Origin of the sequence: Paenibacillus glycanilyticus (assembly GCF_023715145.1) — a bacterium.
Lineage (GTDB): Bacteria > Bacillota > Bacilli > Paenibacillales > Paenibacillaceae > Pristimantibacillus > Pristimantibacillus glycanilyticus_A.
Window position 1 is genome coordinate 20660 of sequence record NZ_JAMBNP010000005.1, and the last position, 15825, is coordinate 36484.

General features: G+C 51.5%; 8 protein-coding genes. 7 read left to right on the forward strand and 1 reads right to left on the reverse strand.

All coding sequences use genetic code 11. The features are described 5' to 3' along the window. Positions 1-1203 (forward strand): alpha-D-ribose 1-methylphosphonate 5-triphosphate diphosphatase, encoded by a 1203-nt coding sequence (locus M3194_RS15245; protein ID WP_251654928.1) that lies wholly within the window; start codon positions 1-3, stop codon positions 1201-1203. Here M3194_RS15245 and sspI read toward each other — a convergent pair. Continuing rightward, the gene (gene sspI, locus M3194_RS15250; RefSeq protein ID WP_251654929.1) at positions 1200-1427 is read right to left on the reverse strand and encodes a small acid-soluble spore protein SspI; all 228 of its coding nucleotides are present in this window, start codon (positions 1425-1427) and stop codon (positions 1200-1202) included. The genes M3194_RS15245 and sspI overlap by 4 nt on opposite strands. Before the next feature lie 157 nt (positions 1428-1584). Between sspI and M3194_RS15255 the strand changes: the two genes are divergently transcribed. The 6 genes from M3194_RS15255 to M3194_RS15280 all read left to right on the forward strand — a co-directional run bounded on the left by M3194_RS15255 (position 1585) and on the right by M3194_RS15280 (position 15716). Continuing rightward, on the forward strand, positions 1585-2250 hold the full coding sequence (locus tag M3194_RS15255; RefSeq protein ID WP_251654930.1) for a potassium channel family protein: 666 nt from the start codon (positions 1585-1587) through the stop codon (positions 2248-2250). Between the two features lie 8 nt (positions 2251-2258). Then, entirely contained in the window at positions 2259-3053 is a 795-nt protein-coding gene (locus M3194_RS15260; RefSeq protein WP_251654931.1) for a TrmH family RNA methyltransferase, read from the forward strand. A 414-nt stretch (positions 3054-3467) separates the two neighbouring features. Continuing rightward, complete coding sequence (locus M3194_RS15265) at positions 3468-7661, forward strand: family 43 glycosylhydrolase (RefSeq protein ID WP_251654932.1); 4194 nt, start codon at positions 3468-3470, stop codon at positions 7659-7661. 135 nt (positions 7662-7796) lie between these two features. Continuing rightward, complete coding sequence (locus M3194_RS15270; RefSeq protein WP_251654933.1) at positions 7797-13655, forward strand: glycosyl hydrolase 115 family protein; 5859 nt, start codon at positions 7797-7799, stop codon at positions 13653-13655. A gap of 220 nt (positions 13656-13875) precedes the next feature. Next, the gene (locus M3194_RS15275; RefSeq protein ID WP_251654934.1) at positions 13876-14826 is read left to right on the forward strand and encodes an ABC transporter permease; all 951 of its coding nucleotides are present in this window, start codon (positions 13876-13878) and stop codon (positions 14824-14826) included. Beyond that, positions 14820-15716 (forward strand): carbohydrate ABC transporter permease, encoded by an 897-nt coding sequence (locus M3194_RS15280; protein ID WP_251654935.1) that lies wholly within the window; start codon positions 14820-14822, stop codon positions 15714-15716. The genes M3194_RS15275 and M3194_RS15280 overlap by 7 nt, the downstream gene beginning before the upstream one ends. Positions 15717-15825 lie beyond the last annotated feature (109 nt).

Consider the following 15825-nt stretch of genomic DNA (forward strand, 5'->3'; position numbering starts at 1 on the left):
ATGACTGCTCAAACGCATAACGGAAGAATGCTTATCCGTAATGGAATTGTGGTGCTTGAAGACCAGCTTGCTTCTGCAGCGATCGCCGTGAAGGACGGTATAATTGATGCGGTGCTGATAGACGAGGCATCCATTCAGCAATATGAGCAGAGCTGCGGAGGTGAGCCTTTAACCCCTATTAATGCAGCAGGACGTTATATTCTCCCCGGGCTTATTGATATCCATAATGATGCTATCGAGAAAGAAGTACAGCCACGTCCCAATACGCTATTTCCGCTTACGATGTCCTTTTTGGAGTTCGAACGAAAAATGCCGCATCATGGCATTACCACGATGTATCATTCCCTGTCGCTTGGCGTAGGGCTGAGCTTGCGTGGCGATCATCTGCTGACAGGAATGGTTGACGTGATTCATAACTACCGAAAGACACGTTCCGTTATCCGCAACAGAATCCATCTGCGGTACGAAGTATCTTATCTAGCCGGTTTTCCGATTGTTGAACGTTATATAAAAGAAGGCATGATTGATTATTTATCTTTTATGGATCATTCTCCCGGTCAGGGACAGTACCGGGCACCGGGCTCCTTCGAGCGTTACGTTATGAAGAATCAGGGAGTTGGCGTTGAAGAAGTTCAGGTCATTGTCGAAGAATTGTTGATGAGGAGAAACCAGATCGATTGGGAAAATCTACGTGAGCTTAGCCGGCTAGCCGGACAGCAGGGGATCAGGCTTGCCTCACATGATGATGATTCCGTGGAGCAAGTGGAGAGGTCCAGGGGCTTTGGCATTTCGGTTACGGAATTCCCGATTAATATGGAAACAGCCAAGCATGCCGCGAAGTCTGGATTATTCGTATGCGTGGGGGCTCCAAACCTCGTCAGGGGAGGATCTCATGACCATAACCTTCGCGCGCTGGATGTGATTTTGGAAGAAGCGGGCTCCATCATTTGCTCGGATTATCACCCATCCTCCATGCTGACCGCAATCTTTATGCTTGCAGATCAAGGGATGATGGATTTACCGGGTGCGGTTCGTTTGGGTACTCTTTATCCGGCGCAAGCGCTGGGGATTGCGGATCGCTATGGAGCGATTGCGCCGGGCAAAGCAGCTGATTTAATCCTTGTGGAGCAATATCAAGGTCATCCATGGGTAACGCATACGATTGTTGGCGGAAAAACCGTCTACACGGCGGATGCGCATTAGGTCGCTGACGGCTTCGATTGCTGGAGCTTGGTATGAAGGACGTCAATGAGCTTTGCCTGCTCCTCGGCAGATATTCCCTTCCAGATCATCTCGAATAAAACACCAAGTCCGGGGAGCGTTTTCTCGTCATTGCCGATGGAATCTTCGATGACATCCTTCATTTCTTTCTTTGAGTTGTTTCGAACGTTGTTAATTATGGCTTGACGCAAATCCAGATTGATCAATCGGATTCCCTCCAAGTCTTCATGAAATCGTGACTTCATTAATGTTTCCGACGAAGGCGATTTTCATCCGAGCGCGGTGGATATGCTATAATAATCAGGATTAGGCAATATCGTAAACGCATCTTGCGGGCTTTGAAGGGAGTAGGATGAAACGAAAATGGCCAAGAAACAGTTTGCAGTGATTGGCATGGGGCGGTTTGGCTCCAGCATTGCTTCTTCGCTCACGCATATGGGCTTTGAAGTACTGGCGATTGATGCGAGCGAGCAGCGCATTCAGGAAGCCATTAATCTCGTTACCCATGCGGTGTCGGCAGATTCTACGGATGAGGAAGCCTTGCGGTCGCTTGGCATTCGCAACTTTGACGTAGTTGTCGTGGCGATTGGCGAAGATATTCAGGCGAGTATTCTGACTACGCTTATTCTGAAGGATCTTGGCGTTAAGATGATCGTTGTAAAAGCTCAAAATGAGCTGCACGGCAAAGTGTTGACCAAGATAGGCGCGGACAAGGTTGTCTTCCCGGAACGGGACATGGGGCAACGGGTAGCGCATCATTTAATTTCTCCGAATATCCTGGAATATATTGAGATTTCGGAAGATCACAGCATTATCGATTTGAAAGCGCCGGAAGCCATGATCGGGAAGAGCCTGAAGCAGCTGGACATCCGGGCCAAGTTTAAATGCAACGTAATGGCGATCAAGACGCATGGACAAATGAACATCGCGCCTTATGCGGATGACTTAATCCGTCCGGAGGACATTCTTGTTATCGTCGGGAAAAACTCGGATTTATCAAATTTAGAAATCGCTTATTCGGAAGGCTGATCGGATTTATGAATCATTTATTGTTAACCTCTATTCAGAATGATCGGGTGAAGCAGTGGGCTTCCTTGCTCGATAAAAAGTACCGGGACCGGACCGGACAATTTATTATTGAAGGCGTACATTTGGTACAGGAGGCGTTCCGCTCTTCCGCCGCCGTCAAATGCGTGGTCTATAACGGAGAACGCGGAATTCCGCAGGAGCTCGAGATTTTTGCACGGGAGGGCAGCACGGAATGGGTGCAAGCGACCCCGCAGGTCATGGCGAAATGTACGGGGACGGATACACCGCCGCCGGTTTTTGCCGTGCTCGAGAAGATCAATCGGGATGACAATGCCTTATTCCGTGAAGGCGGCCTTGTTGTTGTTCTGGACGGAGTGCGCGACCCCGGCAATGTCGGAACGATTATCCGCAGCGCGGATGCGGTTGGCGCGGACGCGGTAGTGCTCGGGAAGGGCAGCGTGGATCTGTATAACCCCAAGACGGTACGTTCGACAATGGGCTCTCTGTTCCATCTGCCGATTATTGAGGCGGATCTGGCCGAGCTGCTGCCGGAGGCGCAGTCACGCGGGATCAAGCTTGTCGGGACAAGCCTGCAGGCCGCGCATACTTGTTATTCCTATGATTGGACGAGCAGCACCTGGCTCCTGATGGGCAATGAATCGGAAGGTTTGTCCGAAGCCGTGCGGCAGACGGTAGATGAATCGGTCATCATTCCGATGCAGGGCGATGCGGAATCGCTTAATGTGGCGATGGCTTCTACGGTGCTTCTCTATGAAGCTTTGAGACAAAGAAAGTATAGTTGAAATTAAGTCTAAAAAAAGAGGAAAGACTGAAGCCTGGTTGATGAGTTTTCCAACCAGTTCTTCAGTCTTTTTTATTTATCTCTCCATTCCTCGCTCTCTTCCTGCATTACCCTATCCTCTTACACAATCAATCTCTTACCATAAATCGGGTTATATTCTAAAACTATTACCAAAAACAATTTAAGATAGTACATTTTGTAAGTTTTCCTCTGAAGGTAGAATGAGGGCATTAACCAAAAAATCAATGCGATAGGGAGATGAAAGAAATGAAAGCGGTTTATCTGGCCCGTCGGAATGAAGGGGGGACGCACTTCTGCATTACTTGGGCGAATAGTCATGCCAGGTTTTAAACTTTTTCCTCTATGGCTTTGAGCCGAGTTATTACTAATCATAGGAATCAAGGGAGGATTGTAAATGTCCAGGAAAAGATTCAGGTATTTGCTGCTTGGTCTCGCGGTGCTGCTGCTCATGCCGCAATGGAGCGGAGCGGCTGCGGCGGCAGAACAGGCGCCAGATCCAATAGATTCAATATCGTCGTCGACAACGGGGGGCACGGAGGTGTCGGATTTCTATAATGTTATCATGCAGGTTGGAGCTGACCCTTGGGTGTACAAGCATACGGATGGCTATTACTACAACGTCTTTGTCAACGCCAGCGGCATCATGATCCGCAGATCGAAGGCTATCACCGGCATTGATGCGGGCGAGAGAAGCCTTGCCTGGACGCCGGTTAAGGGAACTATGTATAGTTCCAATGTTTGGGCGCCTGAAATGCATTATCTGAAAGATACCGATGGCAGCTATAAATGGTATATCTACTTCGCGGCCGACGACGGAACCAATGCCAACCACCGCATGTACGTGCTCGAGAACGCCAGCGATAATCCGATGACCGGAGCCTGGGAGTTCAAAGGGAAGATAACCGATTCCACTGACCGATGGGCGATCGACGGCACGGTGCTCACGGTAAACGAGAAACAATACTTCATCTGGTCCGGCTGGGAAGAAACAGATGGAAGCTTTCAAAATTTATATATTGCGGAGATGAGCGACCCGCGGACGATAGGCTCGGAAAGGGTATTGATCTCGACCCCTGACCATGATTGGGAAACGTCCCCGGGCCGAATTAACGAAGGCCCCGAAGTCACTATACATGGCAATACCATCAACCTGGTCTATTCCGCAAACGGAAGCTGGACGGACAGCTACTGTCTCGGACTGATCACTGCCCAGCTTGGCGACGATTTGATGGACCCCGGCTCTTGGGTTAAAAAGGACCAGCCGATTTTCTCCAGCGCTAACGGCGTCAACGGCCCGGGTCATCATAGTCTGACCACTTCTCCCGACGGCAGCGAGGATTGGATTATTTACCATTCCGCCCGCTGGTCCGGATCGGGGTGGACCCGTAACGTTCGGGCACAGAAATTTACTTGGAACGAAGACGGAACGCCGAACTTGGGAGAGCCCGTCGATCCGAACAAACCGATTGCGATCCCTTCAGGGGAGCCGGTACGTCAGCGTTTTGAGGCGGAAGCCGCCCAGCTCGTGAAAGATCCAAGCGGCGAAACCGGTCCAAGCGTCTTGCGGGAAAAAACGGCTTCCGATGGGAAGAAGATTACGAATATGAAGAATGCCAATGATAAAGCCCAATTTACAGTCCATGTGCCAGAGGCGGGAATGTATGTGCTCTCCGTTCGAAATGCCAACGGCACGTCGAGTGCGGCGGATGCTTCCCATATTCTGTCGGTTAATGGCAACTCCGGCGCCAAGCTGAGCATCGTTTATTCCGGCTGGAATCGGTGGGGTGCCTCCACGGCGAAAGTCTATCTAGAGCAGGGCGATAATATCATTCGTTTCTCTACTGGTGCAAACCTAGCTGAAATAGACAGCATGGATGTATTCAAGCTTGATTCGTCAGAATTGGTATTCGATTCTCCGGGATACACGCTGGGGCTTGGCGACAATCGCAGCCTGCCCGTGTACATGGTAACCGGTACTACGAATACACTTGTGGACAGTGGAGTTACGTTCAGTTCCTCCGACAATCAGGTTGCCCAGATTAATGGGTCTGAGATCAAGGGAATCAAGGCAGGCAGTGCTACGATTACCGCAACCTATAACGGGAAAACGGCCACAACCACGGTTGTTGTTAACGCTGAGCCAAAGTCTGTGCAGTCCATTGCCATCAGCGGACTAAACAACATCCTGACCAGCGGGATGACAAGTCAACTGCAGTTATTAGCAAATTACAATACGTATGAAGTTCAGGATGTGACGGCTGGAGCGACATACTCCAGCAGCAATCCCGACGTGGCTAAGATTTCGGATACCGGTGAAGTATATGACGTTCAACAGGGAGATACGGTAATCACTGCCGCATACGGCGGTAAGGAAACAACGATTAATCTGATGGTAACTCCTGATCCGTCGCAGGCTCCTCAGGTTGTTACGCAGGTGAAGACTCCCTCCGGAGCAACGCCCAAGCTGCCCGGCGTTGTTGATGTCGAGTATAAGGGAGCAAGCAGCACGGCCGAGGTTAGCTGGAAGCTGGACGGCATTGACTTTAATTCCCTTGGCATTGTTCAGGTGCCTGTCCTATTGACCCTGAATGGTGAGGAGATTCCAGCTGCCGCTTCCGTGGAGGTTATCCCGGGATGGGGCCTTGATGAAATTGTAAAGCAAGCTCGCAGCCGAATAGACAATTTCTCGTATCCGCTAGGCGAAGGGCTCGGCAGCTATAGCCGGTCTGCGTACGATGCTCTTCTGGCTAAACTCGATCATGCGGAGAAATTATCTACCGACGCAAGTTTGACGGAAGAACAATTCAACGAAGAACGGATTTCCCTTGCCGAACTAGAAGCCGATCTATTAGGTTCGCTCAATAGCACGCAAGATGGCGTGTTCTATAACGCTTATCGGGATTTCTCCAGCGATGAGACGGGTAAGTACCCATTTGGCTTTAACATCGAAGATTTGACCAATGGCGCTGCCGCTACCGTGCAGGAGGAAGAGGGGAATAAATTCCTTCGACTGACCACGACGGCTACTGCGGGCAAAGCCAATCTGTTCCTGCCCTATCTGGGCGAGGTGACGGCTGCGGGGGATGAGCGCATCGTCATCGAATATCGCGCCAGGTTAAACACCAACTTCCAGTACGCCAATGGCGCCATGACGAGGAATGACAGCGGTACTGGCAATTATTCGATGGTTACGGCTTTTGACACGGGTAAAATCATGGTGCAAAATGGCGGGTCGAAGAAGTCCGTCCTCAACTACGCGCTTAATACCTGGTACAACATAAAAATGGTGGCGAACTGGGATGCCAAGACGTACACCGTGTATATCAACGATGATCCTGCTCCGGTGGCTACGGACTACACCTTCCGCCATACGGGCGGAAGCAAGCTGACCGGCCAGCGGTTTGGCATCGACGGCTACGCCAACGCCTCCATCGACTTTGACGACTTCAAAGTGATGGTGACGGGAGGAGCGAAATCTGCGCCCGAGGGGCTTGGGACAAGCAATGAAACGGCGGCTGGGGCTAATGATGGACGCATCACCGGCGTGAACGCCTCCATGGAATGGTCCTCGAACGACGGTAGCACGTGGTCTCCTGTAGAGGGAGAAGCCATAGCAAATCTGCCTCCGGGAACCTATTGGATTCGATACCGCGAGACCGATACGCATAAAGCGAGTCCTCATGTAGAGCTGACCATTAAGGGCTATGATCAACCGACTTCTCCTGGCGGCGGTGAATCTAGCGGCTCTACTAACACGTCTACTACCGTCAAAAACGAGGACGGCAGTACGACCATTATTGTCACCGATAAAACAACCGGTACAGTGACCGAGACGACCACGTGGCCTAACGGAATTAAGGTGGAGACCGTCACGACTTCGCTTGGGGAAGTAACGGCGAGTGTTCATCTGCCACAAGGCGTGGCAGAGGCGCGGATTACGATTCCCGCAAAGAATGCCTCTCCTTCGACTGTAGCCTATACGGTTAAGCAAGACGGCACGAGGAAAATAATCGGGGACTCCGTGCTAACGAAAGACGGAGTGAGCTTCATAGCGAGAGGCGATATGACGGTTAAATTGATAGACAACAAGATCGCCTTCAAGGATGTGCCTGACAACCACTGGGCAGCCGAATCGATTGCCTTTACGGCCAGCCGCGAACTGTTCCTTGGAACGGGGCAAGATCTCTTCACCCCTAATGCATCGATGAGCCGCGCCATGCTCTTCGCCGTGTTGGCAAGGCTCGGCGACATTGAGACCGAAGGCGGCGCGAATTGGTACAGCAAGGCGCAAGACTGGGCCGTAACGGCCGGGATCAGCGATGGCAGCGCCCCTGACGCAGCGATTACCCGGGAGCAGCTGATCACTCTCCTGTACCGGTACGCCGGACAACCTGCCGCAAGCGGCAACGGCAAGAGCTTTGCCGACAGCGGCGAGATTTCGGCTTATGCAAGGGAAGCGATGGAATGGGCTGTGGCGAGGGGGATTCTGAATGGCAAGCCGAGGAACCTTCTGGAGCCTGCAAGCAGCGTCACGCGGGCTGAAGTATCCGCCATCCTTGCGCGCTTTATAGCTTCGCGAACCGAATAAAAACCACCCCTTACACTCCCATTTGCGGGCTTTGTCCCAAATGGGAGTTGTAATGGGATCCTATTTACGGAGGCCAAAGAACCCGTTCAGCAAGTAATTGAAAGCGCGAACAAATAGAATACGAGGTGAAATGAAGTGATCAGATACACAAGACGTGTGATTGCCGTAATGATGATGATCGCGCTTTTTGTAGGGATGATGCCTGCTTATGCAGCCAGTAATCCATCCACCGAGGACAAGGACGAAGGGATGATTCAGGAGACGGGAGAAGCTGGCGATTTCCCGTTAGCGGTTAACGGAACGGCAGCGAGCATTTGGGTGGACGCTGCGGAGGAGGCTCCGGTCAGACGAGTGGCGAACGACTTGAAGGATGATATCAAGCGAGTCACCAATCTGGACGCCAACGTGAGCAGCGAGACTACTCTGCCCGCTGGTCCCGTCGTAATCGTGGGCACGCTTGCTGACAGCGAGCCAATTAAGGCGCTGGTCAGCGAAGGGGAAATTACCGCGGATGAAGTAAGCGCGATCCAAAATAAATGGGAAGCTTACTTAATCAAGGTGGTGGACGAAAATACCTTGGTTATAGCGGGATCGGATAACCGCGGAGCTATTTTTGGCGTATACGAGCTTTCGGAACGGATGGGGGTTAGCCCTTGGTATTTTTTTGCCGACACAGCTATTCGAACTAAAAGCGCCGTATATGTAGCTGCGGAAACTTCCGTTACCGATATGCCGGATGTCCAGTACCGCGGCGTTTTTCTTAATGATGAAGAGAAGCTCGGCCGCTGGGCTAAGGAAGTATTCAAAGACCCGGATAATATGGGACCAAAAACGTACGCCAAAATTTTCGAGCTTATTTTACGGTTGAAGGGTAACTACATTTGGGCAGCCATGCATGTGAACTCCATTAATAACGTGCCCGGGAATATTGATCTGGTGAAGGAATACGGCATCGTGCTTGGTTCCAGTCACCCCGATATGCTCCTGCGGACGAACACGCACGAATGGGACGACTGGAAACAGGACTATGCCAAGAGGATGGGCGTTAATCCGGATACGATCGAATATGACTTCACGGCAAGCAAGGATGCGGTGCTCCAATACTGGCGCGAAAGTATTGAAAGCCATAAAGACATCGATGCGCAATGGACGCTGGGGATGCGGGGCATACATGACGAAGCGTTCAACGTGAAAAATCTAATGGAACCCGCCTATGATTACTTAGGCGGCGATCTGGATGAGCGGAAGGCCGGACTGATGAATGAGATCATCCGGGAGCAGCAGAAGATGCTTCTGGAGATATTAGGCCAGGAGAAATACGATCATTCGTTTCAGGCGTTTATCCCTTACAAGGAAGTTCTTCCGATCTATAATCATCCCCAATTTGATCTGCCCGAAAATGTGACTGTGATCTGGTGCGACGATAATCACGGGATCATGCGAAGAATGCCCGATGCAACAGAACGCGCTCGCGAAGGAGGACACGGATTATACGATCACGTTTCCTACTGGGCTCCCGCTGACCAAAGCTATACGTGGCTTAATTCGATCCCTCTTTCCTTAATGGGGGAGGAGCTTGGAAAATCTTGGGATCATAATATCCGCAAGTCTTGGATACTGAATATAGGCGACATCAAGCCGCAGGAAGCCGAGATGACCTTCTTTATCCGTTACGGATGGGACGTAGAGAAGTACAAAAATAATTCGGAGCAATTTCTGAAAGACTGGATCGGTGAGCAGTTCGGCAGCTCGTACAGCGACGAGACAGCTGACATTCTCACTACTTTCTATCAGCAGACCAACGTTCGCAAGCTTGAGCACATGCAGGTTGGCGTGTTCAACCAGACGCAATACGGGGATGAAAGCTCGAAGCGCATGGCGGTCTATCAGGATTTGTTCGACCGTACCGCGGCTATCTACAACGCGCTGCCGGAGGAGCAGAAGCTGAGTTTCTATGAACTGGTGCAATCCAAAATAAACTGGGCGTATTATGTCAACAAAGCCTACTATTATGCGGATCGAAGCAACCTGGCTTCCGATCAGGGCAGGATGGCTTCCGCCGATGCGTTCCTCAAGCTTTCGCAAGAGGCCGACCTGGCAAAGAAAGCGGAAATTGTACGCTATAGCACGATGGCGGGCGGCAAGTGGAAGGGATTCATCGATCCCGAGAACGCATCGCCTCCGGTCATTAACCAGCTGCCTCCCGGCACGCCGGCGCTGGTTCTGGGAGAACCGTCCTTGGGCGTGGTTGTACAAGGCGAGACTAGGCCGCAGGAGAATTCCAAGCTAGTCTTCTCCCCTTACAATCAAGAAGGTAAATTCATCGATATCTTCAATAAGGGAGCAGGCAGCATCAACTGGACAGCCGCCGCCGATCAGCCGTGGGTGCATCTCTCCTCTGAAGCCGGCACCATCAGCGACGAGACGCGTCTCTGGGTTACGATTGACGAGATGGAAGCACACAAAGGGGCAACAGCCGCAATTACGATTACCGATACATCAGCAGGCACGGCCAAGACCATTCAGGTGGCAATTGAGAATCCGGCAAAGGCCTTGTCCGAAATCCAAGGCTACGCGGAGGCGGACGGCTATGTTTCGATTGAAGCAGAGCATTACAGCCGATTAAACGCGAACGGCGATAAGACTTGGGAAATCATTCGAGACCTAGGCCGTGCTTCCGGCTGCGATGTCGTGCGTGCTTATGACCCTGAACTAGGAGCGGTGGATGAAGCAGCGATCATTGCGACTGCTCCAAGCCTAGAGTATGACATTAACTTGACTTCTTCCGGTCAATTCCCGCTTGAGATCTACCGGATACCAACGCTTAATTCCAAGGGGAAGGTACGCTTTGCCGTCTCCGTGGACAATGAAGCCCCGATTGTCGTGGAATCGGCAGCATCCGATGAGGGACAAGGCACGGTCTGGGTAAGCAACCTTTTCCATATGATCGAGAAGCATGTGGTGAATATGCCCGCTATGGCAGCCGGAAAACATACCATTAAGCTGTGGATGGTAGATAGCTTTATTATGATTGACAAGATGGTGCTGTACACAGGTCCGGATGGTGTCATTCCTACCGAGCTTGGCCCGGACGAGAGTTATCACGACGAATACAATACGGCGTTCAATCCTGGCGTCGAGCTTCCGGCCAGGACCTCTACGGCAGCTGAACCTATGAACATTCCGTCAGGTTGGGGAGGAGGAGCTTTTGTTGAAGCGGGCGGAACGGTAGGCGTTGAAGCCGAGTATGCCATGGAGCATGTGCTGGATTCGGCAAGCCAGATAACGGCGGACATGAAGGCGTACACCGTATCCAAGCGGGATAAGGCGGTTGAGACACCCGGAAAGATTCCTAATGCCTGGCGTCTCACCCAATCGGACACGGGCATGGCCATGCGCCTTCCCGACCTGGGAGGGCAATGGACAAGCGATGCCGAATTCCCTGTATCCAGTCCGGAATTGACGTACAAAATCAATTTTAGCAACACGGGGTCCTATAACGTGTGGGTACGCTGGAGATATGTGGACAACGCTTCCGACTCCATTCGCGGCGGTTTGGACGGAAGTAACGGCAGCTTCTCGACCGATGTTTTTTTCTCCAATAACTTGGACGAGAAATGGCACTGGAAGAACGTCGGCAAGGTTAACGTTGCCACAGCGGACGAGCATTCCTTCAGCCTATGGATGCGCGAGGACGGTCTGTATATAGATCGCATCTACTTGACGAAGAGCGGAGAAACTCCATCCGATGCCCTCTGGAATCCCTCACTCCGGACGGAGAGTACGGCTGGACAAAGGCTCCAAGCAGCCGTGGACGCCAAACGCGCCGGGATGTCCGGCATTTCTTATCCATTGGGGAATTCTCTTGGACACTACCGCCAGGCGGCTTATGACTCCTTGATTAGCGCGTTGAACGACGCGGAGGCCCTGGCTAAGAGCGGTACCGCTACGCAGCAGCAAGCAGACGACGCTCTGAACGCCCTTACTGCCGCCGAGTCGGCCCTGTCCGACTCTCTCATCCTTACAGAGGATGGCGTCAGCTATAATGCTTATCGGGATTTCTCCGGCGATGAAGCGGGAGAAGTTCCTTACGGCTTTAACATCGAAGACCTGACCAATGGCGCTGCCGCTACCGTGCAGGAGGAAGAGGGGAATAAATTCCTTCGGCTGACCACAACCGGTACGGCGGGCAAAGCCAATCTGTTCCTGCCCTATCTGGGCGAGGTGACGGCTGCGGGGGATGAGCGCATCGTCATCGAATATCGCGCCCGGTTAAACACCAACTTCCAGTACGCCAATGGCGCCATGACGAGGAATGACAGCGGGACGAGCAATTATTCGATGGTTACGGCTTTTGACACGGGTAAAATCATGGTGCAAAATAGCGGGTCCAAGAAGTCCGTCCTCAACTATGCCTTAAATACCTGGTATAACATCAAAATGGTGGCAAACTGGGATGCCAAGACGTACACCGTGTATATCAACGATGATCCTGCTCCGGTGGCTGTGGACTACACCTTCCGCCATACGGGAGGCAGCAAGCTGACCGGCCAGCGGTTTGGCATCGACGGCTACGCCAACGCCTCCATCGACTTTGACGACTTCAAAGTGATGGTGACCGGAGTAGCGAAATCTGCGCCCGTGGGGCTTGGGACAAGCAATGAAACGGCGGCTGGGGCGAATGATGGACGCATTACCGGCGTGAACGCCTCCATGGAATGGTCCTCGAACGACGGTAGCACGTGGTCTAATGTAGAAGGAAATGCCATAGCAAATTTGTCTCCGGGAACCTATTGGATTCGATACCGCGAGACCGATACGCATAAAGCGAGTCCCCATGCGGAGCTTACTCTTACAGCACCGAATCCTGTCACCGGCGTAAGCCTGGATAAGATCAGCGCTCAGCTGTATACCAACCATGGAAGCTCGACCGTCCAGCTCACCGCAAAGGTAGAGCCTGCAGACGCAGCGAACAAGACCGTGGCGTGGAGCACGTCCAATCCGGCTGTAGCTACGGTGGACGACAAAGGTCTTGTCAGTGTCCACACCTCCGGCACAGCTGTCATTACGGCGACTACGGCAGACGGCGGTCACACAGCGTCCTGCACGGTGACGGTGTCTGTATATACCGCTGGCGGCGGTGAATCTAGCGGCTCTACTAACACGTCTACTACCGTCAAAAACGAGGACGGCAGTACGACCATTATTGTCACCGATAAAACAACCGGCACGGTGACCGAGACGACCACGTGGCCTAACGGAGTTAAGGTGGAGACCGTCACGACTTCGCTTGGGGAAGTAACGGCGAGCGTTCATCTGCCCCAAGGCGTGGCAGAGGCGCGGATTACGATCCCCGCAAAGAATGCCTCTCCTTCGACTGTAGCCTATACGGTCAAGCAAGACGGCACGAGGAAAATAATCGGGGACTCCGTGCTAACGAAAGACGGAGTGAGCTTCATAGCGAGAGGCGATATGACGCTTATATTGATAGACAACAAGATCACCTTTAAAGATGTGCCTGACAACCACTGGGCAGCCGAATCAATTGCTTTCACTGCCAGCCGCGAACTGTTCCTTGGAACGGGGCAAGATCTCTTCACCCCTAATGCATCGATGAGCCGCGCCATGCTCTTCGCCGTGTTAGCCCGACTGGACGGCGTTGAGACCGAAGGCGGCGCGAATTGGTACAGCAAGGCGCAAGACTGGGCCGTAACCGCCGGAATCAGCGATGGCAGCGCCCCTGACGCAGCGATTACCCGGGAGCAGTTGATCACTCTCCTGCATCGGTATGCCGGACAACCTGCCGCAAGCGGCAACGGCAAGAGCTTTGCCGACAGCGGCGAGATTTCGGCTTATGCAAGGGAAGCGATGGAATGGGCTGTGGCGAGGGGGATTCTGAACGGAAAGCCGAGGAACCTTCTGGAGCCTGCAAGCAGCGTCACGCGGGCTGAAGTATCCGCCATCCTTGCGCGCTTTATAGCGTTGCGCAGCTAGGAATTACCCGTAAAGAGCCTTGAGCAATCAAGGCTCTTTACAATGCTAAGCGTTTATACGCTTTTTCATATAATCATGGCTTTGAATTCTCCGGATTACTTATATCGCCACCATTTTAAGTTATTACCAAATTCATTTAAATGAGTACATTTTTATAATTTCCCCGGTAGCTATAATGAAAACATAAGAGCTCCTTAATACAGCCGGAGGGATGAGAGAAATGAAAGCGGTTTTAGACAAATCTCCAGACTACGCTTCATTAAAGAAGAAAAACAAATTTATAAACAATCTCAAAAGAGACGTGTGGTTATACGCCCTCTTGATGCTGCCCTTTGCCTATATCCTGATCTTCAGGTATGCCCCCATTTATGGCGTGATTATGGCATTCCAGGATTACAACATTTTTGCGGGAATCAAGGGGAGCGAATGGGTAGGACTGGATGTGTTCCGGTTTATATTCCAGCAGGACAGCTTCTACCGCGCGCTCAAGAATACGCTGGCCCTGAATGTTTATGATTTAATCGCGGGATTCCCGGCGCCTATTATTCTAGCGATTCTGCTCAATGAAGTGAGACTGGCAAAATTCAAGAAAATTACGCAGACCGTGTTGTATCTGCCTCACTTTTTGTCCTGGGTTATTATAGGCGGCATGGTCTATCTGATGTTCTCCAACAGCGGCATGGTCAACACGTTCCTGGCAAACCTCGGCCTTGCCAAGATCGAGTTTCTGTCGCAGAAGGTGCCTTGGCTAATGACTTATATCTCCGTTGGCGTATGGCAGCATATCGGATGGGGAACGATCATCTATCTGGCGGCCATGACGGGAATTAACAAGGAATTGTACGAAGCTTCCGATATTGACGGCTGCAGCAGACTTCGCAAGATATGGCATATTACGCTGCCGGGCATTAAGTCAACGATTAATATTTTGCTGATCCTCCAAATTGGCAGGATGGTTTCCATCGGGTTCGATCGTCCGTTTGTTATGGGAAATTCACTGGTTAGCGATTACGCCGACGTAATCAGCACGTTCGTATACAGAGTCGGCATTAGTTCGGGGGATTTCTCCCAAGCGACTGCGGTAGGATTGTTCCAATCCGTCGTTGGCTTGATCCTCTTAATTGGAGCTAACTATATTGCGAAGAAATTGGGTGAGGATGGGATATGGTGAGCATGACGAGCAGTATCGGCACAAAGAAAAAAATGAGCGCAGCGGATATTCTGATTATCGTATTTATCGTGGCGTTATCGTTCACATGTATCGTTCCGTTCCTGTATATGATTGCGCTTTCCTTAAGCTCCAACGAAGCGATTATCTCGCAAAAAGTAGGATTGTGGCCGGTGGGCTTCACAATAGAAACATACAAAACCATCTTAAGCGACGTGGAGATGCTTTACACGCTTGGCTACAGCATTGTGCTTACGATTTTGTACACGGCGGTATGCATGTTCCTGACTATCTGCGGAGCTTATCCGCTAACGAAGAAGCGGCTGATGGGAAGAAACTTTATCCTGTCGGCATTGGTCTTCACCATGTATTTCAGCGGTGGTTTGATTCCTTCTTATATACTGGTTAAAAACCTCGGCATGATGAACACGGTGTGGAGCTTGGTGCTGCCGGGCGCGATGAGCGTGTTTAACTTAATCATCCTGAAGACGTTCTTCACCAACCTTCCGGAAAGTCTGGAAGAATCGGCTGCCATTGACGGCTGTTCGGATCTGGGCATTCTCATGAAGATTGTGCTCCCCCTGTCGCTGCCTTCGATCGCCACATTAAGCCTCTTTTATGCGGTGGACAGATGGAACGGATTCCAGGACGCTCTGTTCTACATTACGGATAAAAATCTGTATCCGATGCAGATGAAGCTGTACCAGATCATTTCGGCCAATCAGCAGCTGGACAGCCAACAAGGCGGAGAAGGAAGCGCTGGAGCCTACATTGTACCGGAGTCACTGAAAGCGGCAAGTGTTATGTTTACAACCATTCCGATCCTGCTCATCTATCCCAAGCTGCAAAAGTATTTCGTAGACGGCGTGATGACGGGAGCCATTAAGGGCTGATGAGGATAAAGATCAGTTTGAAAGGGGTGATTCCCGGGCTGTGCTGGTGGATGCAAAGAGGCTTTGCGGTACGAATCATTTCAATATCTATCATTTGAAAGGGTGGTTT